General features: G+C 61.3%; 14 protein-coding genes and 1 riboswitch. Of the genes, 10 read left to right on the plus strand and 4 right to left on the minus strand.

Annotated features, from left to right (window positions below):
* Positions 1-35: 35 nt before the first annotated feature.
* From ACZ5FP_RS04485 to thiD, 5 genes are all read left to right on the plus strand, one after another.
* Complete coding sequence (locus tag ACZ5FP_RS04485) at positions 36-1,043, plus strand: TadE/TadG family type IV pilus assembly protein (protein WP_464662379.1); 1,008 nt, start codon at positions 36-38, stop codon at positions 1,041-1,043.
* A gap of 55 nt (positions 1,044-1,098) precedes the next feature.
* Positions 1,099-1,201, plus strand: a riboswitch (TPP riboswitch).
* A 111-nt stretch (positions 1,202-1,312) separates the two neighbouring features.
* Positions 1,313-2,056, plus strand: a complete 744-nt coding sequence (locus ACZ5FP_RS04490) for an ABC transporter permease (RefSeq protein WP_464662381.1) — start codon at positions 1,313-1,315, stop codon at positions 2,054-2,056.
* Between the two features lie 38 nt (positions 2,057-2,094).
* The gene (locus ACZ5FP_RS04495; RefSeq protein WP_464662383.1) at positions 2,095-3,048 is read left to right on the plus strand and encodes an ABC transporter substrate-binding protein; all 954 of its coding nucleotides are present in this window, start codon (positions 2,095-2,097) and stop codon (positions 3,046-3,048) included.
* Positions 3,049-3,073: 25 nt separating this feature from the next.
* The gene (gene thiE / locus ACZ5FP_RS04500; protein ID WP_464662385.1) at positions 3,074-3,736 is read left to right on the plus strand and encodes a thiamine phosphate synthase; all 663 of its coding nucleotides are present in this window, start codon (positions 3,074-3,076) and stop codon (positions 3,734-3,736) included.
* Entirely contained in the window at positions 3,733-4,533 is an 801-nt protein-coding gene (gene thiD / locus ACZ5FP_RS04505; protein ID WP_464662387.1) for a bifunctional hydroxymethylpyrimidine kinase/phosphomethylpyrimidine kinase, read from the plus strand. Before thiE ends, thiD begins: the two co-directional genes overlap by 4 nt.
* Here the strand turns inward: thiD and ACZ5FP_RS04510 are convergent.
* A complete protein-coding gene (locus tag ACZ5FP_RS04510; RefSeq protein ID WP_464662389.1) occupies positions 4,475-7,315 on the minus strand; it encodes a DUF2339 domain-containing protein in 2,841 nt (946 codons plus the stop codon). The two genes, thiD and ACZ5FP_RS04510, sit on opposite strands and share 59 nt — an antisense overlap.
* Before the next feature lie 72 nt (positions 7,316-7,387).
* Positions 7,388-8,194: a transglycosylase SLT domain-containing protein gene (locus tag ACZ5FP_RS04515; RefSeq protein ID WP_464662391.1), complete on the minus strand. Its 807-nt coding sequence runs from the start codon at positions 8,192-8,194 to the stop codon at positions 7,388-7,390.
* Positions 8,195-8,450: 256 nt separating this feature from the next.
* Here ACZ5FP_RS04515 and ACZ5FP_RS04520 point away from each other — a divergent pair, with 256 nt between their 5' ends.
* The 5 genes from ACZ5FP_RS04520 (at position 8,451) to ACZ5FP_RS04540 (ending at position 12,374) form a co-directional block, all read left to right on the plus strand.
* Entirely contained in the window at positions 8,451-9,491 is a 1,041-nt protein-coding gene (locus ACZ5FP_RS04520) for an L-idonate 5-dehydrogenase (RefSeq protein ID WP_464662392.1), read from the plus strand.
* Between the two features lie 139 nt (positions 9,492-9,630).
* Positions 9,631-10,509 carry a D-alanyl-D-alanine carboxypeptidase family protein gene (locus ACZ5FP_RS04525; protein ID WP_223612191.1) on the plus strand — a complete coding sequence of 293 codons (879 nt, stop codon included), beginning with the start codon at positions 9,631-9,633 and terminating at the stop codon, positions 10,507-10,509.
* A 113-nt stretch (positions 10,510-10,622) separates the two neighbouring features.
* Positions 10,623-11,207 (plus strand): hypothetical protein, encoded by a 585-nt coding sequence (locus ACZ5FP_RS04530; protein WP_464662394.1) that lies wholly within the window; start codon positions 10,623-10,625, stop codon positions 11,205-11,207.
* A complete protein-coding gene (locus ACZ5FP_RS04535; RefSeq protein ID WP_464662396.1) occupies positions 11,207-11,794 on the plus strand; it encodes a hypothetical protein in 588 nt (195 codons plus the stop codon). Before ACZ5FP_RS04530 ends, ACZ5FP_RS04535 begins: the two co-directional genes overlap by 1 nt.
* Before the next feature lie 4 nt (positions 11,795-11,798).
* Positions 11,799-12,374, plus strand: coding sequence for a hypothetical protein (locus ACZ5FP_RS04540; RefSeq protein WP_464662397.1), 576 nt, complete (start codon positions 11,799-11,801; stop codon positions 12,372-12,374).
* A gap of 4 nt (positions 12,375-12,378) precedes the next feature.
* Here ACZ5FP_RS04540 and ACZ5FP_RS04545 read toward each other — a convergent pair whose 3' ends face one another.
* On the minus strand, positions 12,379-13,677 hold the full coding sequence (locus ACZ5FP_RS04545; RefSeq protein WP_464662399.1) for a hypothetical protein: 1,299 nt from the start codon (positions 13,675-13,677) through the stop codon (positions 12,379-12,381).
* A gap of 71 nt (positions 13,678-13,748) precedes the next feature.
* Positions 13,749-14,933, minus strand: coding sequence for an MFS transporter (locus ACZ5FP_RS04550; RefSeq protein WP_464662400.1), 1,185 nt, complete (start codon positions 14,931-14,933; stop codon positions 13,749-13,751).
* Between the last annotated feature and the right edge of the window lie 86 nt (positions 14,934-15,019).

A 15,019-nucleotide genomic window follows, 5' to 3' on the forward strand; every position in this document is an offset into this window, starting at 1 on the left:
GGCCTTCATGGTTCGCTCAACAACCGGAGCGGGCTATGAGCAAATTCAAACAATTCCTGAGAGACAAGCGTGGGGCCACGGCACTGACCTTCGGTCTGCTGCTTGTGCCGCTTATGGGCATGACCGGTCTTGCAGTTGATTATACCCGTGCAAGCAGTCAGCGTGCTGAACTGCAGAACGCAGCGGATGCCGCGGTGCTGTGGGGTGCATCGACCTATACAGGAAACAATCTGGATGACGTGAAGAGCCGCATTCAAAAAAGCTTGCGCGCGAACGTCCCTAACTTCGACAGCAGTGGCGCTACGTACAATGTGACGGTGACAAACGATGTCCCGGCACGGATCAAACTCTCTGTTGCGCGGCCGATGCAAACGACGTTCATGCAGGTGTTGAATCTGAATTCAATGGACATTGCCACCACGTCGATAGCATCCGGAGCATTGACGCCGGTTGATGCCACCTTCACCATCACAAAGGTTAAGGGAACTTATTACAAAAGAATATCGGTAATGGTTGTCAGAGAAAATGGCGCAACGGAGGAAGTGGCAGCTCTTGAGTATACCAATGCCAGCCAGACCGACGGCAAGGGAACATCGGTACCGCCCGTAAATGCACAATCCCAAACGTTCTCATTGGGAAAGTTCAAGACCTTCTATTTTACCATGGTCGTCAAGAAGGACGGCTGCCCTGTCGGCAAAAAGAATGTCAACAAGAAATGTACGACTTCCACCAGTTCCAACGATCAGATAACGCCCACACCGGACAATTTGACGTTTCAACAGGAGAAGACACTCAAAGATAATGCGAATGCCTTCCTGGTTAGAAGTGACAGGGCAAACGACGCGTGGCGTCTGGCCCTCGATGGTGCTCAATCAACCACGGAAAAAGAAGGACCGCCGGTGATCATGAACGATCTCCTGAGTTGCGACGGTTCTACGAGAAGGCATGGCTGGGAAGATGGCGGCGGCGGTACACCAGACTTTGAGTATACGCTCAAAACCGGTTGTGCATTTGATTACTCAAAAATTCTGCTCACGCAGTAATTTCCAAATGCAAAGGCGGCGCGATTGACTTTAAGCCCCCGCCGCTCCATCATGACTTCATTCCGAGGGGGGCACTGTACAGTGCTGAGATAGCGTCGAGCTGGACCCTTGAACCTGATCCGGGTTATGCCGGCGTAGGAACGGGAATTGAGCATTCTTCACGCACTCTGCCTTGTCTTCGCACATATCCGGATCTCCACACGTTTGATGGAGTCCTGCAGATGCCGTTTTCGCTGAACCACCAATCGCCGAGTTTGTGACGGCCCGCCATGCGCATGCTCGTCCGCATCGCCGGAGCCCTGCTGGCTGTGCTTGCTTGCTGGCAGCTCGCTGTCTGGATGCTGCAGCCGCCGCGCTTCATCCTGCCCGGCCCCGGTTCTGTCATTGCCGCCCTGGTCGAGCAGCAGCATTATCTCCTGAGCAACGCCGCCATCACGGTGCTTGAAATCGTGCTCGGGCTGTTCTTCGGTGCCATGGCCGGAATCCTTGTTGCGCTTCTGGTGGCTGGCCTGCCGGGTTTCGGCCAGATCGTCTGGCCTCTCCTGCTGGTCCTGCAGGCGCTTCCGGTCTTTGCCATTGCGCCGCTGCTGGTTCTCTGGTTCGGCTTCGGCCTCGCGTCCAAGGTCGTCATGGCCAGCCTGATCATCTTCTTCCCCGTCGCCTCGTCCTTTGCCGATGCACTGCGCCGGACCAGTCAGGACCTGCTGGATGCCGCCGCCCTGACACAGGCTTCGCCGCTGGCGACGCTGTTCCTCATCCGTGTGCCCAGCGCCTTGCCCGGCCTCGGTTCGGGCCTGCGTGTTGCGGCGGTCTTTGCCCCCATTGGCGCGGTGATCGGCGAATGGGTCGGTGCCTCGCGCGGACTTGGCTTCGTCATGCTGCAGGCCAATGCCCGCATGCAGACCGATACGCTGTTTGCCGCCCTCATCATCCTCGCCGTTCTGACCATCGTTCTGCGTTTCCTCGTCGATGCCTTCGCCGCACGTCTCACGCCCTGGGTGCAGGCATCATGACCGCCCCGTTTTCCCGTCCCGTTGATAAAGGAATGCCCATGTTTCGCCGCCGCGCGTTTGCCCCCGCCATCATACTGTTGGCCGCCTTGTCTCTCCTCGCATCTCCCGCCGCGGCGGCAGACAAGCTGTCTGTCCTGCTGGAATGGTTCGTCAACCCCGACCATGCACCGCTGGTTGTTGCCCGCGAAAAGGGCTTCTTCAGCGAAGCCGGACTGGACGTGGATCTGATCCCGCCGGCCGATCCGGCAGCGCCGCCGCGCCTCGTGGCGGCCAAGCAGGCGGACATCGCCATCGGCTACCAGCCCAACCTCTATCTCAGCCATGACGAAGGCCTGCCGCTGGTTCGTTTCGGCACCCTGGTGGAGACGCCGCTCAACACGGTGACCGTCCTCGCCGATGGTCCGATCAAGAGCCTGAAGGACCTGAAGGGCAAAAAAGTCGGGTTCTCCGTGGCTGGTTTTGAGGATGCCATGCTTGGCGCGATGCTGAAATCCGAAGGCCTGAAGACGGGAGATGTCGAGCTGATCAATGTCAACTTCGCCCTGTCGGCATCGTTGATCGCCAATCAGGTGGATGCCACGGTGGGCGGCTACCGCAATTTCGAGCTGACGCAGATGGCGCAGGAAGGTCACAAGGGAACGGCATTCTTTCCCGAGGAGCATGGTGTTCCCGTCTATGACGAGCTGATCTTCCTGACGCATCCCGATCTGGCGAAAGACGACCGTTTGAAACGTTTCATCGGCGCCGTGGAAAAGGGCGCGATCTATCTGACCAACCATCCCGATGAGTCCTGGTCGCTGTTCGTCAAGGCCTATCCCGATCTCGACAATGCGCTGAACCGGCAGGCATGGATCGATACATTGCCGCGTTTTGCCAAGCGTCCCGCCGCCCTCGACCGCAGCCGTTATGAACGGCTCGGCGTGTTCATGCACGAGGCGGGGCTGATCAAATCGGTGCCCAAGGTGGATGACCTCGCCGTTGAACTGCAGTGAAACGATTTATTCGGAGAAAAAGACCATGCCAAAAGTAGATTTCCGCCTGAATGCCATTGTCGATGTCGATGCCATCGGCGGTGATGCCGATCTGGGTGCCCTGGCTTTGCAGGCCGCGCGGGGCGGGGCCACAATCATCCAGTATCGCGACAAGAATTCGCCGACGCGCAAGATGGTGGAGCGCGCCCGTGCCATCCATGCGGCCCTGCACGGCACAGGCATCCCCCTGCTTGTGAATGACCGCATCGACGTCGCGCTGGTGGCGGGTGTCGAGGGTGTGCATGTGGGGCGCGAGGACATGCTGGTCGCCGACGCCCGCACGCTGCTTGGCCCCGATGCAATCATCGGCCTGACGGTGAAGAATGAAGCCGATGCGCAGGTGGCCATAAGCTCTGCCATCGACTATGCCTGCGTGGGCGGCCTGTTCGAAACCCCTGCCAAGCACAATCCCGACGGCCCGATCGGTTTTGACGGGTTTGCCCGGCTGGCAGCCATCATCCGCGCGGCAAAGCCCGATCTGCCGGTCGGCGCCATCGCGGGCATCGATCTCGGCCGGGTCCCGCCGGCTATTCGCGCGGGTGCCGATGGGGTTGCGGTGATTTCGGCGATCTTCCGTCAGGCGGATCCGCGCGCCGCCGCACAGGTGCTTCGCGATGCCGTCGACGAGGCATTGAGGGCAACCGCATGACCGCCATTGCCCTGACCATTGCCGGTTCCGACAGCGGCGGTGGCGCCGGTATCCAGGCCGACATCAAGACGTTCTCGGCGCTCGGTGTCTATGGCACGAGCGTGCTGACCGCGATCACCGCACAGAACACGCGCGGCGTTACCGCCATTGAGAACCTGAGCCCGGCTATCATCCGCGCCCAGATCGATGCCGTTCTCTCGGATATAGCGGTCGGGGCCATAAAGATCGGTATGGTTTCCACGGTCGAAACCATTGACACCATCGCGGAAGCCTTGAACCGCTGGCAGCGCAAGGCGGTCGTCGATCCGGTGATGGTGGCAACATCGGGCGATCGGCTTTTGCAGCCGGAGGCGGTGGAGGCGCTGCGCCAACAGCTCCTGCCGCTGGCACTTGTGCTCACGCCCAACCTGCCGGAAGCCGCATTGCTGACCGGCACCCCCGTAGCGGAAACCGAACGGGAGATGGCACGGCAGGCGGAGCTGCTGCTGAAGCTTGGCCCGGCAGCGGTGCTGATCAAGGGTGGTCACGGGCACACAAGCCTCAGTACCGACCTTCTGTTCGACGGTGCGTCTGTCACGCGCTTCGACGGACCGCGGCTCGCCACTACCCATGACCATGGCACGGGCTGCACCCTGGCGGCGGCGATTGCCAGCGGGCTGGCCAAGGGTCTTGATCTGCCGGCGGCAATCGGCGAGGCGAAAGCCTATCTGACGGCAGCCATGGCGGCCGCTGACGGGCTCAATGTGGGTCAGGGGCGCGGCCCGGTGCACCATTTTCATCGCTGGTGGGCGGCGTAGCCGCCGCCCCCGCATTGAGAATGCGCTGGTAGAACAGGCCGACGCCAACCAGTGACAGACCCAATCCGATGAAGGAGAGGGCCCGCAGGATGCCTTCAAGGTTCGACATGTCGAGCAGGAAGACCTTGGCGATCACAAGGAACACGATCGGAGCCGAGATCAGGCGCAATGGCCTGTTCTGCCGCCACGCGCCCAATCCGAAGAGGCCAAGGCCGAACAGCAGCCAGACGGCCGAATAGGTGAACATTTCCATCGAGTCCACGCCCTTCCACAGATGAATGCTGCTGCCCCAGAAGAACACCCGGATGGTGAGCGTCACCCATGTGAACAGCATGAGGCCGGACAGGATCGCCAAGGCCATGGCGTAGTGCCGGGGGCGGTTGGCCTGCGCCATGACCAGCGGCAGGCCGAACAGCTTTATCTGCGGTTCGCCGAAGGCGTTGAGCGCCACGAGGGCCGCCAGAAGGCCCGGCAGCAGGTAGCCCATGAACAGGCTGTTGAAGATCAGACCGCCGCCGACCGAGCCGTCAAACAGCGGATTGAGGAGAATGAAATGCTGCGTCACGGCCACAAGGATGCCGATGTAACCGACAATGAGCGCGGCGATGCGGTAGAGCCAGTCCTGGCCGCCCCGGCTCAGCATCATCAGCGTCAATGATCCGCCGAGTGCGATGAGCGTGTAGAGTGACTGCTCGCTCAACGTTACATCGCCGCCGCTGTCGAGCGTGCCACCGTTCATCCAGTGGCGGACGAGGATATTGACGAGAACGAAGCCTGCCAGCACGGCAAGGGCCTGTGCAAGCCGGTAGGCGGTGTCCTTGATCCCTTTGGCCAGCACGAGCTGCGCAACGATCATGGCCGCGAAGAAGCCGCCGTAATTGAGCAGGAGCTGGTTGAAGAACGGCGTGGTCGACAGGCGGTCGCTGCCGACGATCGTCGGATCGAAGAGGATATGCCCGAGGATGACAACGGCAAACACCGCAGGCGCAAAGCGCAGCACCGGTGCAAGGCGGGTCCGTGTGGCGAAGGCATAGACAACCGACAGGGCGCAGGCGGCCAGAACACGCCATTGCGGGTCGAACACCACGAAAAGGGCGAGCACAGCGAAACCGATGGATGCGGCGTCAAACAGCCAGGCCGGGGATGCCGGCTTCACATCGTCCTTCCACAGGCGCGTCAACCATGTCGCAGCGCCGAAGCCGGTGATTGCGAGCCCGACGGTGAGTATTTCTTCGGTTGCGGCCGGTGTATTGCCGAAGATATAGAGCATCACTGTGATCATCACGAAGGGAATGGCGGTTCCCAGCGCCGCATAGGCAAGGCCGCGCACGATGTCAGGCAGCCGCGCAAGCACCGTTGCGGCGAGAACACCGATGGCGGTGAAGGCAAGTGCGATGACAATGGCAAAGCTGCGATATTTCGCCGGATCGTAGAGTGACAATCCCGAACCGTTATAGCCGCTGTCCAGCAGATGATGCATATCCGCGAGGGAGAGCGGAACAAGCGCGATGAGGGCGGCTGGAACAAGGAAGGGCAGGGCCCGGCGTATCAGGAGCGGTGCCAATGCCGACACGGCAATAATCAGTGTTGCCAGGACCAGATAGCGCGACGATGCCAGTCCGAAAAGATCGTGCGAGACATAGCCAAGACCGAGAAGAACCGCACCAGCGGCACCCGCTATGGTGATAGGATCGTACCACGGCTCCTCGGTGCGGTCGAACAGGGTGTAGCCGCCCGGCTTCAGATGGCTGAAGATGGAGAGGGCCAGTAGGCTGACCGTCAACAAGCCAAGGGCCTCGCCATTCGGCATTGGGTCGAACCCGGTATAGGCCGCCCCCCAGAGCGCCGCGAGAAGTATCGCCGCGCCGCCGATCAACGGCCATGCCTTCGCCCGGGCGAGGACAACCGCGACGAGCGTGACGACCGACAGATAGGTCATGAAGCTGTAGGGTGCCGGTGCCTGTGCATTGACCAGGGCCGGTGTCAGGTAGGAGCCGATAAGGCCGAGGCCGGCAATCCACGGACCGTGTTTGATAGCGAGGGCAAGGGTGGCAAGGCCGACGGCGCCCAATGCGAGAAAGGCGGTCGAACTGCCGATAAAGCCGTAAATGCCATGGGCGGCATAGACGACGGCAAAGAGAGCCGCTGATCCCGCGGCGGTGAGAACACCCGGGATATAGTCCGGGCCCTCGACGGACAGGCCGAGCGGCTTTTCCTTGCGGCGCAGATATTCACCCGCGCCCAGAAGCAGCAGGCCGAAAATCGCACCAAGGCAGAGCCGGATGCCGGGGCCGAGCAGTTCGTTCTCGATGGAATACTGGACGACGAAGATACCGCCAAGGAACAGCGCCACGCCGCCGATCCACACGGGCCAGTTGCGGCCAAGCGACCGCTCGAAATCGCCGTAGGACTTCTTTGGCCGGGCTGCCGGTATGGATGGTGCCGGTGTTGCGCGGACGGTGACAGGCGTTGCCGACGGCTTGCCAGACATGATTTGCGCGACCTTTTTCGGGTCCAGCCGCGCGGATGCCGCCATGGCCGGTATCGGTGTTCCCACGGGCTCGGCCGGGGGGACTGCGCGTGCCGGTGCCTCCGTCAAGGCCTCGTCGGCCCGGAAGCGGCGAATCGGTTTTGCGGTATCGCTGGCTACCGGTGCCGGTTGCGTTCTTTCCGCAATCTGCCGTCGCAATTCTTCGACCTGCTTGCGCAGCGCGGTTACTTGCTGACGCGCCGTGGCCGCTACAACCAGTGCGAAGATCGACAGAATGATGGAAAGACCCATGTGTGTGCTCCAGATTGAGCACACAACGCCATGAATCGGCTCATTATTCAACTAGGCGTTGATAAGTGGGGTTTATAGTCCGTAAGGGCGATCAGCCGGAATGGCGATAAAGCCGGGACGCACGGGAGCCGGGTCCGGCGCATAGGCCACCGTCTGCACAGTCGCGGCCGGCTGGCTGATTGCCGGCACAGGCGCCATGGGCAGCGAAGCAATCTGTGTGGACTGGACAGGTGTGGTGCCGCCCTTCAGGCCGGTTTCATCCAGCATGCCCTTGCGCTTGGCCTGGTAATAGTAACCGCTGGCATAGAGGCGAACAGCGCGGTCAAAATTGCGGTCGGCAACCTTGTAGGCGCCGGCCAGGTATTTCACGCCGTATTTGAGGTTGGTTTCCGCATCGAGCAGGTCCTTTGGCGTGCCGTTGTGCCCCATGGCGCGCGCCGTGGACGGCAGAATCTGCATCAAGCCCCAATACTTGCCGTTGCGGGCTTCCGGACGGCCACGGCTTTCGCGGTGGACAACACGGCGCACCAGCGCTTCCGGCACCGCATAGGCGGCAGAATATTGTGAAATCAGATTGTCGACCCGCGGGCCGTAGGTCTCTGTCTTTGCCGGTGCGGCAATTTTAGCTGTCTCGGCCGGGGCAGCCTGCGCCGTGGCATTGGCGGTTGCGAGGGCGGCCGGGTTGGCTGCGGGGCCGGCATAGGCCATCTGTACAGGCGCGCCGGTCACGGTCAGCGCGGTGGTGCGGGGTGCAGTCTCAGGAACAGGAATCGACGCTGTGCTGGTCGGCAATGTCGGGTTGGCCGTGGTGCAGGCTGCCAGGCTCAGTACCAGACCGAGGCAGGCGAGCGGGCGCAGCAATCGAATGTTTGAAACCATTGTCCACCAGTTCTGAGCGACCGTTTACGGCCTGTTAATCTCTTCTCATAGCCTGTTCGGCGGCTTCCCAGGCAATCACTTTCCGCAACACTCTGTAACAAATGCCGTTTCCACAGGTCTGCAGGGCGATTTTTGGACGCTCCCCAGCCCCTTGCGGCCCCCTGCGGATGCTCCCGGTCCCGATCAATCCGCGCGTGTTGTTTGTCCACCATTTTCTCGATACGATCGCCGTTATCGCCATTTCGGGACGGATCACATGAAGACAATCGCTGCCACCCTTTTCGGCCCGGAGGATTTGCGTATGGCGGAACACACGCTCTCCGCGTTGAAGCCCAATATGGTGCGCATCCGCTTCGGCGCAGGCGGCATTTGCGGCTCGGACATGCACTATTTCCGTCATGCGAGGACCGGCGATTTCGTCGTGACATCGCCGCTGATTCTCGGTCACGAAGTGGCGGGGGAGGTGATGCAACTGGGGTCTGAAGTCACGGGGCTCAGTGTTGGCGACCGTGTCGCGGTCAACCCGTCGCGCTGGTGCGGCACCTGTGCCTACTGTCACGAGGGCCGCGCCAACCTGTGCGAGAATATTTATTTCATGGGGTCGGCATCGAAGACGCCGCACATGCAGGGCGGCTTTGCCAGCTTTTTTGATGCAACGCCGGCGCAATGCGTAAAGGTGCCCAGGGATTTCCCGTTTCAGGCGGCGGCGCTGGCCGAACCGCTTGCGGTATGCCTGCACGCCGTTCGCCGGGCCGGACATGTCAAAGGGCATTCGGCCATCATATTCGGTGCGGGTCCGATCGGGCTTCTCACCCTTCTGGCGCTGAAACATGCCGGGGCGGAATCCGTCGCGATGGTCGATCTCGCCGCCGCTCCGCTGAAATTCGCGCTTGAACTGGGTGCCGACCGGGTGTTCGACCTATCGGAAGGCGAGGACAAGCTTGCCAAACTGGCCGTCGCGACGCCGTTCGATGTCGGCTTTGAAATTTCCGGAACGGCCGCTGGCCTTGCCTCGGCCATCCGCACCGTGCGGCGCGGCGGTACGGTTGTGCAGGTCGGCAACCTGCCCGGCGGGTCTATTCCGGTGCCCGCCAATGCGGTGATGGCGCGGGAACTCGACCTGAAAGGCACGTTCCGTTTCGGCGAAGAATTCTACGAAGCCGTTGAACTGATCGTCTCCGGAGAAATCGGCGTGTTGCGGCTTGTCACGGGTGAATTCACGCTTGAAGAGGCCCCCGAAGCCTTCGCCGTGGCGCTGGACAGATCGCGCAGTGTCAAGGTCGTCCTGACCGCCTGAGGGCCCGGCGACCATTTGCCGTCACGCCGCAGCTTGGTCTGGCGGCGGAAATCCGCTAACAGGGTGGCAGAGCAGCGGATTATTAACAATGATGCGCTAGAACCATTCATCTCCACCTTTGGAAATCAGACCGCTCAAAATGAACGTGCCGCGTGTTTTTTACCCTCTGTCGTTGATGTCAAAATGTGTGGCATTGTTTGTTCTGGTTGTTGGCGTGGCGAGCGGTTGCACGACCACATCGGCGCTGCAGCCGGTTGCAACGACCGTGCCCGCTTCCATCACGGAAAAGTCCGCCTCGATTGTCGTCGATGGCAGTACCGGTGCGGTGCTTTACCAGGCCAGCGCCGATCTTCCGCGCATCCCGGCATCGCTGACCAAGATGATGACATTGTATCTGACGTTCGAAGCGCTGGAATCCGGCCGTCTTACCAAGAACACGGTCATTCCCGTTTCCGCCCACGCCGCTTCCCAGGCGCCGAGCAAGCTCGGCTTCCGGCCCGGTCAGTCGATTGATGTGGATACGGCGATCAAGGCGATCGTGGTCAAGTCGGCCAATGACGTTGCCGTTGCGCTTGCCGAAGCCATTGGCGGCTCTGAACCGCAGTTCGCCGCATTGATGACGGCCAAGGCCCGGCAGCTCGGCATGAAGGGCACGACGTTCAACAATGCCTCGGGTCTCCCCGATCCCATGCAGGTCACCACCGCCCGCGATATGGCGCTGCTCGGCATGGCGCTGCGCCGGCATTTCCCGCAGCAATATTACTATTTTTCGCTGCATGACTTCATGTTCAACGGCAGGCTGGTGGAAGGCCACAACCGCGTCCTGGCAAAGCTCAACGGTGCAGATGGCATCAAGACAGGCTATGTCCGGGCCTCCGGCTTCAACATCGTCACATCGGTGAATGACAATGGCCGCAAGCTCGTTGCGGTGGTGATGGGCGGCGACACGGCAAGAGCGCGCGACCAGCAGGTTGTCGATCTGGTTCATAGCTATCTGCCCATGGCTGCCTCGCGCTAAACCGCCTCACGCGGTCAGGACTTGCCATGCAGCGCGCAACCGTTGCATGGTTCCACGGAATGCGACTCAGAATTCAGCGCGTGCTATGGCGCTGATCGGAGGAAGATCGCCCGATGTGGTCCTATGTGCGCAATCTCTCCAGCAAGGCACGCGCCTGGATAACCGCTGGCCTCGGCACCTTTGCCGCGCTCGTCGTGGCCGTGGCCCTCGGGGTGTTCGAAGCCCAACCGCAGGCTACCATCAGCCAAATTCTTCCCGGACAGTCGCTTGATGCCGGCAAGTGGCGCATCAAGCCCCTGAAAGCCTGGGTGACGGATCAGAAAATCCATGGTCTGGTGCCGAAGGCGGATCAGAAGGCGCTGGTGCTTGAGGTCGAGCTGACAAACCGGACAACGCGGTCGGACAAAAGCTACTACAGCACAGTCCATCTGCCCCCCGCGATTGGGGCAAAGGCGGAAAAACCGATGATCTATCTTGCGCGGGATGACGCACTGATGCCGTCGCTCCAGCCGGGTCTGCCGGAAAAAATGGCCTATGTCTGGCTGATGCCGGCGGCTGCGATACCCGAAGGCCGGATAGATTTCAGCGTCGAGGCAGAGAAGTTCAAACCACGCGATAATTTGTACGGCATGCCCGGATGGTTCAACCCATACACGGCGGCCAAGGCCAGTCTGGCCCTTGCCGGAGGACAGGGCTGATGCGCCCGCTCGGCAATATTCTGGTGGTCTGTCTTGCCGTCATTGTGCTGTATGCCATGCAGCAGACAAAGCCGCATTACGAGGATTTGACCGGTCCCATCCCCGCCTATGGCAAGATGCATGAAACGGTTCATACCCGGCTGGTCGACCTCCGGTTGGAGCAGGTGGATTTTGCCCGCGAATTGGCGTTCACGCAGTACGGGCAGCGCAAGACGCTAACGACATCGGGCCTTTGGGCTGTGGCGACGGCGGAATTGGCGGCAACGACTGCATCGGCAACGGTTGCTGCAGCGACGTGGGTGGGCCCTACGGGCCTGCATTACGAAAAGACCGATCGGGTCGGCACCCTGAGCAGCCAGATGCCGCCGCTGCTTGATCCGGGCATGCCGAGGAAAGTTCGTTTTGTCTTCGAAATCCTGCCGGATCAAGTGAATGGGGCAATGTTCACGCTTTCCAGCCGGATGGCGCCACGGCTCGATTCCGAGGCACGCATCGCCATCGATGATTTCAGAAAGTTCAACGATGGCCAACCGCTGATAGCGGACAGCTATGACCTTGCAAAACCCGTGCCTGTTTCAGGGAACTGATCGCATGACCCTCGCGCTTGACGAGACGCCGGATCTTTCGGAACGCCGCTGGCGCCGGCGCAGCCTGTGGACGCTGGTGCTGCTCATTCCTCTTGCGCTGTTCGTCGTGTCGTACGGCGATGTCAAGGAAATGGGAAAAAGCAACAATGTCGTGCCGATTGACGTCGCGGCTGGCCAGAGTGCCCGCTACGGCGGCAGCGACTGGCAGTTTATCGAGCTGCGTACGGTCACCGAGGGCATGAAACCGGGGGCGTTGCCGAAAAACGCCGTTCCGGTCATCGCGCGTTTCATCGTCGAAATTGGCGATCCGGACCTGAAAAACCTCTGGCTGATGTGTTCGATCAGGCTTGTGGACGCAACCGGGCGATCCTGGTCGCCGGCATCGGTGCCCGGCCTGCCGCGTCCCGCCGAGGGGATAGAAACCTGCACCTCCACTATCTTTGCCGGGGTCAGCCGGGGCATGCGGCGGGTGGTCGAGGAGACCTATCTTGTTCCCGCCAATGTCGTTGGGGAGCTGAGACCGACCATCGGCATGCGCAGCGAGCGGCCCTATTATCTGCGCTTTGCCCGTCCGCAATAGCTGGCTAGCTGCCGGCAGCGACCGGTTCCGCCTCTGCTGGCTGCGGATTGCGCCGCATCGAGAATGCCGTTTCCATAATTGCGGCAAGAAAGCAGATGCGCAGCGGTTCGACCAGTATCCCGGTGGAGGAGTCCTGCAGGGGGCTGCCGAACAGGAAGCTGACGCCATTGGAAAGGGCTTGCCAGACGTCCAGCGCATGCGGGCCGATCAGCCGTGCGGTGCCCAGCCACATCCAGGCGGCGGCCCACTCGATGAAACGATATCCGAGGATCAGCGTGAGGATGAGCAGCAGTCCGGCGTTGAGGGTCAGCTTGACGCCGTTGGCGATGGGCAGGTAACGCGAGCGGTAGCCGCCAATGAAATGTTCCACGAAGTCGCGCAGGAATTTCGGGATCGATTTGTAACGCTCGCCGAACTGTTCGGCGCGGCGGTGCAGATGCAGAATTTCTTTTTCGTCGCGCACGTCGTAGCCATAGACCAGGGCCACCATCACAAGCCAGATCACCGGTAACAGCGCATGGAAGAACAGGCCGATGGCAACGGTGCCGAACGCTTCGGGAACCTGCTCGACGGGTATCAGTGCTGCGGCATGGGCCGATGCGACCGGCTCCGGCAGACCGGCAAGCAGGGATTTGGCGTAGGTCCAGAGATTGCCCTCGCTCAGGGCTTTCATCCAGCTGTCCTTCCAGCGGCTGATGATGTAGAGGCCGATGAAGACCCAGTTGGTCTCGCACACCACCATGATGATCTGCCAGATGGAACGGCCGGTCTTCTCCTTCATGGTTTTTGCCAGCTTGCGGATGACCCAGGAGATGGCAACGGACAGAAGCAGCCATTTCGAATCCAGCACATCAAGCACATTGCCGCCGCTTTCGCCGAAGGGCATCTGGTCGAGCGCGGCGCGGGAATACTGCCGCACCGTATTGCCCAGAAAGCCCCAGGCGGCGTAGTAGGCAAAGAACGGGATGAGCGCGACCGAGACCATGGCGGCCAGTCCCGAAAATCCCCGGCGCGTGTCATCGTCCGGGTCCGCTGCCGCGACGTTCTCTTGTGCCGCGTTCAATGCCGGCAGACCGGGCCGGACAATCTGGATCATGGAAACAGTTGTCACAAGTTGTGCAAGGGCCACCAGCGTCAGCACGGCCAGTCCCGCATAGTGATTGATGTAGGCAGCGTCGACGGCCAGTTGCATCAGCACATGCGATGCAATGACCCCGAGCAGCAGGACGGCAAAAAGCTGTGGCCAGAACCTCAGCCACAGCCGGAATGTCAGCCTCAGGGGCAGCATAACGTCGGCCAGCATGATCAATTCCCTGCGAATCTCATGCGGACTGTATCAAAATCGCGGGGCGTGTCACCCCGCGGGGAAAGGCTCTAGCACGTAGCCAGAATCTGCGTTGCCGCGCGCCGGTCGAGTGCCTGGCTCCAGAGTGTCAGCCCAAGGGCGCCGACCACGAGAATGGCGCCGACCCATGGTGTCGCGCCAAGACCGAGGGGTGACGCCACGATGATGCCGCCGAGGAAGGCACCCCCGGCAATGCCGAGGTTGAACGCGGCGATGTTCATCGCCGAGGCAACGTCGACCGTCTCCGGCGTGTGGATCTTCGCCAGCTGCACCACATAAAGCTGCAGGCCGGGGACATTGGAGAAGGACAATGCACCGAGGGCGGCCAGCGTGACCAATGACCAGACCGGCGAGACAGCGGTGAAGGTGAAGATGGCCAGCACAAGCGCCTGCAGCGCAAACATCACGACCAGCGCGCCAACCGGGTTGCCGTCGGCCACACGTCCGCCAACCATGTTGCCCACGGCAATCGACAGGCCGTACAGCACGAGGATGAGACTGACAGTCGAGCCTGCATAGCCGGTGATTTCCTGCAGCACCGGGGCAAGGAATGTGAACATCACGAAGGTCCCGCCATAGCCGAGCGCGGTCATGGCGAAGGCGAGCAGCAGGCGTCCGCTGCCCAGCACGCGAACCTGGTCGATCAGGCGTGCAGGAGCGGCCTTAGCGATGGTTGCAGGTAGAAGCACGGCAATGGCGATGAAGGCGATGACACCAAGGCCGGCAACCGCCCAGAATGTTGCACGCCAGCCCAGCTGCTGGCCGATAAAAGTACCAAGCGGAACACCGGTGACGATGGCGACGGTCAAGCCGAGGAACATCATGGCGATGGCCGATGCGCGCTTGTTGGGCGCAACCAGATCGGCGGCAATGGTGGCACCAACCGAGAAGAACACGCCATGCGCGAAGGCGCTCAGCACGCGGGCGACGAGCAGCAGTTCATAGGTTGGCGAGAGCGCCGCAGCGGTATTGCCGACGATGAAAAGCGCCATCAGCCCGAGCAGGAGCGGCTTGCGATCAATCTTGCCGGTGAGGGCGGTCAGAACCGGTGCGCCGAAGGTGACACCCAGCGCATAGACGCTGACGATGAGACCGGCGAGCGGCAGGGTGATGCCGAGATCGCCGGCAACGGTGGGCAGGAGGCCAACGATCACGAATTCTGTCGTGCCGATGGCATAGGCGCTGATTGTCAACGCCAGAAGTGCGAGAGGCATTGTCTTGTCCTTTGAATGGCAGGCGGGAATTTGATCCGGCCCGCGAATGGAATGACGACGGATGGCAATCCGGTTGTGCTGAATAT

The sequence above is a fragment of the Phyllobacterium sp. T2-21 genome, from assembly GCF_055378485.1.

Excerpts from the sequence above, each read along its gene's own strand:
- ACZ5FP_RS04485 (WP_464662379.1), top strand. The coding sequence starts at position 36 with ATGAGCAAATTCAAACAATTCCTGAGAGACAAGCGTGGGGCCACGGCA.
- ACZ5FP_RS04490 (WP_464662381.1), top strand. The coding sequence starts at position 1,313 with ATGCGCATGCTCGTCCGCATCGCCGGAGCCCTGCTGGCTGTGCTTGCT.
- ACZ5FP_RS04495 (WP_464662383.1), top strand. The coding sequence starts at position 2,095 with ATGTTTCGCCGCCGCGCGTTTGCCCCCGCCATCATACTGTTGGCCGCC.
- thiE (WP_464662385.1), top strand. The coding sequence starts at position 3,074 with ATGCCAAAAGTAGATTTCCGCCTGAATGCCATTGTCGATGTCGATGCC.
- thiD (WP_464662387.1), top strand. The coding sequence starts at position 3,733 with ATGACCGCCATTGCCCTGACCATTGCCGGTTCCGACAGCGGCGGTGGC.
- ACZ5FP_RS04510 (WP_464662389.1), bottom strand. The coding sequence starts at position 7,315 with ATGGGTCTTTCCATCATTCTGTCGATCTTCGCACTGGTTGTAGCGGCC.
- ACZ5FP_RS04515 (WP_464662391.1), bottom strand. The coding sequence starts at position 8,194 with ATGGTTTCAAACATTCGATTGCTGCGCCCGCTCGCCTGCCTCGGTCTG.
- ACZ5FP_RS04520 (WP_464662392.1), top strand. The coding sequence starts at position 8,451 with ATGAAGACAATCGCTGCCACCCTTTTCGGCCCGGAGGATTTGCGTATG.
- ACZ5FP_RS04525 (WP_223612191.1), top strand. The coding sequence starts at position 9,631 with ATGAACGTGCCGCGTGTTTTTTACCCTCTGTCGTTGATGTCAAAATGT.
- ACZ5FP_RS04530 (WP_464662394.1), top strand. The coding sequence starts at position 10,623 with ATGTGGTCCTATGTGCGCAATCTCTCCAGCAAGGCACGCGCCTGGATA.
- ACZ5FP_RS04535 (WP_464662396.1), top strand. The coding sequence starts at position 11,207 with ATGCGCCCGCTCGGCAATATTCTGGTGGTCTGTCTTGCCGTCATTGTG.
- ACZ5FP_RS04540 (WP_464662397.1), top strand. The coding sequence starts at position 11,799 with ATGACCCTCGCGCTTGACGAGACGCCGGATCTTTCGGAACGCCGCTGG.
- ACZ5FP_RS04545 (WP_464662399.1), bottom strand. The coding sequence starts at position 13,677 with ATGCTGGCCGACGTTATGCTGCCCCTGAGGCTGACATTCCGGCTGTGG.
- ACZ5FP_RS04550 (WP_464662400.1), bottom strand. The coding sequence starts at position 14,933 with ATGCCTCTCGCACTTCTGGCGTTGACAATCAGCGCCTATGCCATCGGC.